The sequence below is a fragment of the Polaromonas sp. P1_E1_2 genome, from assembly GCF_056406035.1.
In genome coordinates this window covers 1-5,668 of the sequence record NZ_JBFUAZ010000250.1, presented here as the reverse complement: position 1 = coordinate 5,668, position 5,668 = coordinate 1, and the positions used below count along the sequence as shown (strand labels likewise).

General features: G+C 64.9%; 8 protein-coding genes. All 8 read left to right on the top strand.

Annotated features, from left to right (window positions below):
- A partial coding sequence (locus tag AC1D1P_RS12790; RefSeq protein ID WP_477673245.1) for a hypothetical protein occupies positions 1-183 on the top strand: 183 nt, incomplete at its 5' end.
- Positions 147-1,340, top strand: coding sequence for an aminotransferase-like domain-containing protein (locus tag AC1D1P_RS12785; protein ID WP_477673244.1), 1,194 nt, complete (start codon positions 147-149; stop codon positions 1,338-1,340). The genes AC1D1P_RS12790 and AC1D1P_RS12785, both read left to right, overlap by 37 nt.
- 21 nt (positions 1,341-1,361) lie before the next feature.
- Entirely contained in the window at positions 1,362-1,982 is a 621-nt protein-coding gene (locus tag AC1D1P_RS12780) for a glutathione S-transferase family protein (RefSeq protein ID WP_477673243.1), read from the top strand.
- A 35-nt stretch (positions 1,983-2,017) separates the two neighbouring features.
- Positions 2,018-2,932: a PhzF family phenazine biosynthesis protein gene (locus AC1D1P_RS12775; RefSeq protein ID WP_477673242.1), complete on the top strand. Its 915-nt coding sequence runs from the start codon at positions 2,018-2,020 to the stop codon at positions 2,930-2,932.
- A 15-nt stretch (positions 2,933-2,947) separates the two neighbouring features.
- A complete protein-coding gene (locus AC1D1P_RS12770; protein ID WP_477673241.1) occupies positions 2,948-3,661 on the top strand; it encodes a VOC family protein in 714 nt (237 codons plus the stop codon).
- A 2-nt stretch (positions 3,662-3,663) separates the two neighbouring features.
- Positions 3,664-4,302, top strand: coding sequence for a LysE family translocator (locus tag AC1D1P_RS12765; RefSeq protein WP_477673240.1), 639 nt, complete (start codon positions 3,664-3,666; stop codon positions 4,300-4,302).
- 55 nt (positions 4,303-4,357) lie between these two features.
- A complete protein-coding gene (locus AC1D1P_RS12760) occupies positions 4,358-5,380 on the top strand; it encodes a threonine dehydratase (protein ID WP_477673239.1) in 1,023 nt (340 codons plus the stop codon).
- Positions 5,381-5,516: 136 nt separating this feature from the next.
- Positions 5,517-5,668, top strand: a 152-nt coding sequence (locus tag AC1D1P_RS12755; protein ID WP_477673246.1) for a histidine phosphatase family protein, incomplete at its 3' end; no start/stop codon positions are given.

Below are 5,668 nucleotides of genomic sequence, written 5' to 3'. Positions count from 1 at the left end.
AGCAAAGACAAGTGCACGGAGCGGGGGCAGAATGAATGCGCCAAGTCGTCCCCGCTCCCGGCAGCCACCGGACAGTGGCTTTTGAAAATCTTGCCAAAAATTTTTGTGCCCGGTTGTCTTTTGACGGCCCATAAGGAGAGAGTGAAATGGAATGGACCCAAGCGCAGCGCGCTAAAAAAATGAACCCCTCGGTGATCCGCGAGATCCTCAAGGTCACCGAGAAGCCCGGCATCATCAGCTTTGCCGGCGGCCTGCCCTCACCCAAGACCTTTCCGGTCGCCGCCTTTCGCGAAGCCTGTGACAAGGTGCTGCGCGAAGACGGCCATGCGGCGCTGCAGTATGCGGCCAGCGAAGGCTATGCGCCGCTGCGCGAGATGGTGGCCGCCATGCTGCCCTGGGAAGTCGACCCGGCGCAGGTGCTGATCACCACCGGCTCGCAGCAGGGCCTGGATTTGATCGCCAAGATATTGATCGACGCCGGCAGCCGCGTGCTGGTGGAAACGCCTACCTACCTGGGCGCGCTGCAGGCCTTCACGCCGATGGAGCCCGAAATCGTCGGCGTGGCCAGCGACGATGAAGGTGTGGACGTCAAGGACCTGGCCAGCAAGGCCGCCGGTGCGCGTTTCTTTTATGTGCTGCCCAACTTCCAGAACCCGACCGGCCGCACCATGACAGAAGCGCGCCGCGCCGCACTGAGCGCCGAGGCCGCGCGCCTGGGCCTGYCCATCGTCGAAGACAACCCCTATGGCGACCTGTGGTTTGACACACCGCCACCACTGCCGCTTACCGCGCGCAACCCCGAAGGCTGCGTGTACATGGGTTCCTTCTCCAAAATCCTGGCGCCGGGTTTGCGCCTGGGCTTYCTGGTCGCGCCCAAGTCGCTCTACCCCAAGCTGCTRCAAGCCAAGCAAGCGGCCGACCTGCACACGCCGGGCTTTAACCAGCGCATGGTGGTCGAGACCATGAAGAACAACTTCCTGGACCGCCACGTGCCGACCATTCGCGCGCTCTACAAATCGCAGCGCGACGCGATGCTGGCCGCGATGAAGCAGGGCATGCCCGAAGGTGTGAGCTGGAACACACCGGCCGGCGGCATGTTTTTGTGGGTGCGCCTGCCTGAAGGCATGAACGCTATCGACCTGCTGCCCAAGGCCGTGGAGCGCAACGTGGCCTTTGTGCCCGGCTGGGCCTTCTACGCCGACCATGCCGACGCCCGCACGCTGCGCCTCTCGTTCGTCACGTCCAGCGTCGAGCAAATCAACATCGGCATCGCCGCGCTGGCTGCGGCCATACGCGAGCAACTACCTGCCGGCCTGCCTCAACTGCGCGCGGCAGCATGATGAACGCGAAAGGGACCTGACATGCTTCATCTTTGGGGGCGCATCAGCTCCATCAACGTGCGAAAAGTCGTGTGGGCCGCGCAGGAGCTGGGCCTCACGATGCAGCGAACCGACGCCGGGGGCCAGTTCGGTATCGTCAAGGAGGCCGATTACCGGTGCAAGAACCCGAATGCGCTGGTGCCGCTGATGGAAGACGGTGAGGTGCTCATCTGGGAGTCCAATGTCATCGTGCGCTACCTCTGCGCCAAGCACTCGCCAGGCAATTTTTATCCCACAACGCTGCCGCAACGCTTTGCCGCCGAGCAGTGGATGGACTGGCAGCAGACCACCTTCAACCCGGCCGGACGCACGGCTTTCGTGCAGTGGATTCGCACGCCAGCGGAGCAGCGCAATACAGAACTGATTGCGCAGTCCGTAGCCGCCACCGAAGCGCTGCTAACACTGCTCGATGCACATCTGGCTGACCATGCGTTCATGGGCGGCGACCAGTTCAGCATGGCCGACATTCCGCTGGGCTGCGAAATGCACCGCTGGTTCGGCTTGCCGCAGCCGCGGCCCGTGCGTCCCCATCTGGACCGCTGGTACCAAACCCTCCTGGCACGGCCCGCCACGCGCGGCGTGCTGGACCTGCCTTTGTCATAAATCTTCAAACCTCCCCTGGAAAACCGAGAAACCCCATGAAGCAGCGCGCATTCAAGCAAGTCGACGTGTTCACACCCACCCCTTACTTCGGCAACCCCCTGGCCGTGGTAATCGACGGCAGCGGCCTGGATGATGCCGCCATGCAGCGTTTTGCCAAGTGGACCAACCTCTCGGAAACCACTTTCCTGTTGCCACCCACAGACGCCACGGCTGATTACAGCGTGCGCATCTTCACGCCCGGCGGCGAACTGCCTTTTGCCGGCCACCCCACGCTGGGCAGTTGCCACAGCTGGCTGGAAGCCGGTGGGCAAGCGCACAGCAAAGACTTTATCGTGCAGGAGTGCAAAGTAGGCCTGGTGAAGATTCGCCGCGAGACTGGCACAAAGCGCCTCGCATTTGCCGCACCGGCCCTCAAGCGCTCCGCGCCCAGCCCCTCGCTGCTGGCGCAGGTAGCCGGCGCGCTGGGATTAAAAGCGACAAGCATCCTCGCCGCCCAGTGCCTGGACAACGGCCCGATGTGGCTGGGCCTGCTGCTGGACAGCCCGGAAACTGTGCTGCAACTGGCGCCCGATCACAAGGCGCTGGCCAAGCTGGGCACCAAAGTCGGCGTGGTGGCGCGCTACCCACGTGAGGAAGCCGCGCCGCTGATTGCACGCGCCAACCGCGAAGCCAAGGCGTTCGCAGCCTCCGCACCTGAAACGACCCCTGATTTTGAAGTTCGGGCCTTCGCCTCTCCCATCGGTGTCGACGAAGACCCCGTCACCGGCAGCCTCAATGCCAGCCTGGCCCAGTGGCTGATTGCCGAAGGCCACGCGCCCGAGCGCTATACCGCCTCGCAAGGTGTCTGCCTGGGCCGTGCCGGTCAGGTGCATATCGAGCGCGATGCAGCCGGCCAGATGTGGGTGGGCGGCGAATCGGTCACCTGCATTGACGGAAGCGTGACGCTTTAGGAACCAGCCCTAACCATGGAACACAGCACCACACTCCCGCCGCTGGCCTCGCAGGTCGACCACCTCGTGGTGGTGGCGGCCAGCCTCGCCGAAGGCGTGCAGTGGTGCGAACGCGTGCTGGGCATCACGCCCGGGCCGGGCGGCGAGCATCCGCTGATGGGCACGCACAACCGGCTCTTCACAGTGGCCTCGCCGGCCTTTCCACGCGCCTATTTCGAAATCATTGCAATCAATCCGGACAAGCAAACCCCGCGTACGGCACCGGCCAGACGCTGGTATGACCTGGATGATCATGAGTTGCAGCTGCGGCTGAGCAAGACCGGCCCGCAGCTCGCGCACTTTGTCGCCTCGACGCCCCGTGTGATCGCGGCGGTGCGGGCGCTTTCCCGCCTGGGGCTGGACCGCGGTGAGGCGCTGGACGTCTCGCGCATGACGCCGCAAGGCCAGCTCAGCTGGAAAATTACCGTGCGTGAAGATGGTCAGAGGCTGTTTTACGGTGCGCTGCCCACGCTGATCCAGTGGGGCGACGTGCATCCGGCCGATGGCATGGCGCCCTCAGGCGTCACGCTGCAATCGCTGCACGCCAGCCACCCGCGTCCCGACGCGCTGCGCGGCGGCTATGAAGCCATAGGGCTGGCTGGCGTAGGCCTCGCGCAAGGCCCGCCCAATCTCATCGCCACGCTGCAGACGCCGCGCGGCCTCGTCACGCTGGAATCCAAAGGAGCCTGAGAATGTTTACGAGCACAGAACTCGCCTGGTTTGCCCTCGCCGCCCTGGTGCTGGTGCTCACGCCCGGGCCCAACATGATTTACTGCATCTCGCGCACGCTGTGCCAGGGCCCCCGCGCCGGGCTGGTGTCGCTCAGCGGCGTGGCGCTGGGGTTTGTCGTCCATCTGCTGGCCGCGTCGTTCGGGCTAACCGCACTGCTGCTGGCCGTACCGCTGGCCTTTGACGCCATCAAGGTGGCAGGCGCGGCTTACCTGCTCTGGATGGCCTGGCAGGCCGTCAAGCCCGGGGGCCTGGCGCCTTTTGAAACGCGCGAGCTGCCGCATGACCCGCCGCGCACGCTCTTCCTCATGGGTTTTATGACCAACCTGCTCAACCCCAAAGTCGCCATGTTTTATCTCTCCTTCTTTCCGCAGTTTTTGCACCCCGAACGCGGCGACCTGCTGCTGCAAAGCCTGACGCTGGGCGCCGTGCAGATCAGCGTCAGCACGAGCGTGAACACGGTGCTGATCTGCTTTGCGGCGGCGATTGCAGGCTTTCTGAACCGCAACATCAGCTGGATGCGCGTGCAGCGCTATGTGATGGGCACGGTGCTGGGCCTTTTGGCGCTGCGCCTGCTGACTGAAAAGCGGGCGGCCGCATGAGCCGCCGGGCCGTTCCCAAGGCGAATGCCGCAGCTCGCAGAGCGGGGGTCACCCAATGAGCGCCGTACTCGACCGCGCGCCAGAGCTGGAGAACAGCATGCTGCCTTCGCTGCTGGAGATTGAAGACGCGGCCCGTGTCGTCTACCGCGAGTTCCAGGCCACGCCGCAGTACCGCTGGGGCCTGTCCAGCCAGCGGCTGGGCGCCGACTGCTGGATCAAGCACGAGAACCACACACCGGTGGGCGCATTCAAGCTGCGCGGCGGGCTCACTTACTTTGAGGCGCTCAAGCAACGCGGCGAGCTGCCGCGAGAAGCCATCAGCGCCACACGCGGTAACCACGGCCAGAGCATAGGCTGGGCCGCCCGCGCGCACGGCGTGCCTTGCACCATCGTGGTTCCGCATGGCAATTCGGTGGAGAAAAACGCCGCCATGCGCGCACTGGGCGTCACACTGATCGAGCACGGCAACGACTTCCAGGAAAGCCGCGAGTTTGCGAAGAGGCTGGCTGCCGAACGCGGCGCCCACATGGTGCCGAGCTTTCATGCGGATTTACTGCGCGGCGTCAGCACCTACTGGTGGGAATTCATGCTGGCAGTGCCGCAACTCGACGTGGTGTATGTGCCGATAGGCCAGGGCTCGGGCGCGTGTTCGGCCGTTGCCGCCAAGCTGGCGCTGGGCCGCAAGCTGCGCATCGTGGGCGTGGTCAGCGCGCACGCCACCACCTACGCCGACTCGCTGGCCGCGGGGCGCGTGATTGAAGCACCGGTGACCACCTACCTGGCCGACGGCATGGCCTGCCGCGTCGCTGACCAGGCCGCGCTGGATGTCTTGCTGCCGCACCTGGAACGCGTCGTGAAGGTGACGGACGACGAAGTGGCCCAGGCCATGCGCGACCTTTATGCCGACACACACAACGTGGCCGAAGGTGCGGGCGCGGCGAGCTTTGCCGCAGCCATGCAGGAGCGCAGTCAGCTCAAAGGACTGGTGGTGGGCACCACCTTGTGCGGCGGTAATGTGGACACGGCGACTGTCGCCAAGGTGCTAACTGCCGGCCCCCACGCTTCTCGCTCCGCGTAGTGCGCTGCCCCCCGAGGGGGCGCTGCGCCTGCGGCCCCTGCTGGAACGGCTGCTTTTTTTGGCTGAGGCCTCAACACTCGAACACCCAGTCGCGCGCGAGACTAAACGCAGGGGGGCAGCGCGCCACAATTTGCCCATGGGAACCCTCTATCTCGTGCGCCACGGCCAGGCCTCATTTGGCGAAGACGACTACGACGTGCTCAGCCCCATGGGGCGCCAGCAAAGCGTGCGTCTGGGCGAGTACTTCAAGTACAAGGGCATCACCTTTGACGCCGCTTTCACCGGCAC

What these genes read in the sequence shown, in the direction of transcription:
- AC1D1P_RS12780 (WP_477673243.1), top strand. Translation starts at nt 1,362, where the DNA reads ATGCTTCATCTTTGGGGGCGCATCAGCTCCATCAACGTGCGAAAAGTC.
- AC1D1P_RS12775 (WP_477673242.1), top strand. Translation starts at nt 2,018, where the DNA reads ATGAAGCAGCGCGCATTCAAGCAAGTCGACGTGTTCACACCCACCCCT.
- AC1D1P_RS12770 (WP_477673241.1), top strand. Translation starts at nt 2,948, where the DNA reads ATGGAACACAGCACCACACTCCCGCCGCTGGCCTCGCAGGTCGACCAC.
- AC1D1P_RS12765 (WP_477673240.1), top strand. Translation starts at nt 3,664, where the DNA reads ATGTTTACGAGCACAGAACTCGCCTGGTTTGCCCTCGCCGCCCTGGTG.
- AC1D1P_RS12760 (WP_477673239.1), top strand. Translation starts at nt 4,358, where the DNA reads ATGAGCGCCGTACTCGACCGCGCGCCAGAGCTGGAGAACAGCATGCTG.